We start from the raw sequence: 1,708 nt of genomic DNA, 5'->3' as shown, positions 1-1,708 counted from the left end.
TCACCGTCCCCAGCGAGGCCTGGTCGAGGTCGGCCATCGAACCGATGGTGGAGTGGGCGTAGGGATGCCCCTCGGGGAACAGGCCGCTCAGGACCTTGTACTGGGTCAGGCCGTAGGGCTGGTTGTCTCCCTGGCGCTTCTCGTTCTGGACGACGCCGCGCTGCTCGTCGAGCACGCTTTGCGTCACCGCGCCGAGCAGATAGCCCATGCGATCCGATTCCAGGAACAATGCGCGGTCGAGCGCGGCGGTCGGCACCGTCTCGAAATAATTGGTCCGGTCGAAATAGGTGGTGCCGTTATAGTCGGTCGCGCCTACCGACTTGAGCGGTGCGAAGAAGTCGCCCGGCGCATTTTCCGATCCGTTGAACATCAGATGCTCGAAGAGGTGCGCAAAGCCCGTCTTGCCTTTGGGCTCATGCTTCGATCCGACGTCATACCAGACGCTGACCGCGACGACGGGCGCCTTGCGGTCGGTGTGGACGACGACGCGAAGGCCGTTCTTCAGAGTGAAGGTCTGATAGGGGATGTCGACCGCCTTCACCAACGAGGCGACGGGTGCGGCCTTGGTGGTCGGGACGGCCTTCGCCGCCGCCTGGGCCAGTACGGCCTGCCCCGGCACGACGAACGCAAGGGCGGCGGCGCCGGTCAGCGCCACGGATTTGATACGCATTGCTTTGAGTCTCCCCACTCGGTGTATGGTACGAGCATAGCGGGCGCACCGGGGACCGCAATCCGCCGTTTTGACGGAATTTTTGGCGTTCGCGACGGCACCCTTTCGCAATCGAAACGGCCTTCCCATGTTGTTCGCAACGGAAACTCCGCCCACCCCTTGTGTTGCTAAATTGCAACACCATCTGACCTGGAAAGCGACAGGAACCCCAGATGAACCTCGAAAAATTTACCGACCGTGCGAAAGGCTTTCTGCAAGCCGCGCAAACCGTGGCGATCCGCAACAGCCATCAGCGTATCGCCCCCGAACATCTCCTGAAGGCCTTGATCGAGGACGATCAGGGCATGGCGTCCAGCCTGATCCAGGCGGCGGGCGGCGACGCCAAGCGCGTCGAGCGCGAGACCGACGCGGCACTGGCCAAAATTCCGGCCGTCTCCGGCTCGGGCGCGCAAAGCTCGCCCGGCCTCGACAATGATCTGGTCCGCGTGCTCGACCAGGCCGAACAGGTTGCGCAAAAGGCGGGCGACAGCTTCGTCACCGTCGAGCGGCTGCTGCTGGCGCTCGCGCTGGCCTCGAACAATGCGGCGGGCAAGGCGCTGGCGGCGGGCGGCGTCAATCCGCAGAGCCTGAACGGCGCGATCGAACAGCTGCGCCAGGGCCGCACCGCCGACACGGCGGGGGCGGAGGACCGTTACGACGCACTCAAGAAGTTCGCCCGCGACCTGACCCAGGTGGCCCGCGACGGCAAGCTCGACCCCGTCATCGGCCGCGACGAGGAAATCCGCCGCACCATCCAGATTCTGGCGCGCCGGACCAAGAACAATCCCGCGCTGATCGGCGAACCCGGCGTCGGCAAGACCGCGATCGCCGAAGGCTTGGCGCTGCGCATCGCCAATGGCGACGTGCCGGATACGCTGAAGGACCGCAAGCTGATGGCGCTCGACATGGGCGCGCTGATCGCAGGCGCGAAATATCGCGGCGAGTTCGAGGAGCGACTGAAGGGCGTGCTCGACGAGGTGAAGGCCGCCGAGGGCGACA

Annotated in this window: 2 protein-coding genes; one reads left to right on the top strand and one right to left on the bottom strand. The window is 65.2% G+C overall.

Going from position 1 to position 1,708, the window contains the following annotated elements; genetic code table 11:
* Nucleotides 1-670: M16 family metallopeptidase (locus U1700_RS14380; RefSeq protein WP_332753379.1), on the bottom strand; the 670-nt coding region annotated here is incomplete at its 3' end.
* A 212-nt stretch (nt 671-882) separates the two neighbouring features.
* Here U1700_RS14380 and U1700_RS14375 point away from each other — a divergent pair.
* The coding region (locus tag U1700_RS14375; protein ID WP_332753378.1) for a Clp protease N-terminal domain-containing protein at nt 883-1,708 on the top strand (826 nt) is incomplete at its 3' end.

The sequence above is a fragment of the Sphingomonas sp. RB1R13 genome (genome assembly GCF_036663775.1).
GTDB lineage: Bacteria > Pseudomonadota > Alphaproteobacteria > Sphingomonadales > Sphingomonadaceae > Sphingomicrobium.
This window is presented reverse-complemented; position numbering and strand designations above follow the sequence as displayed.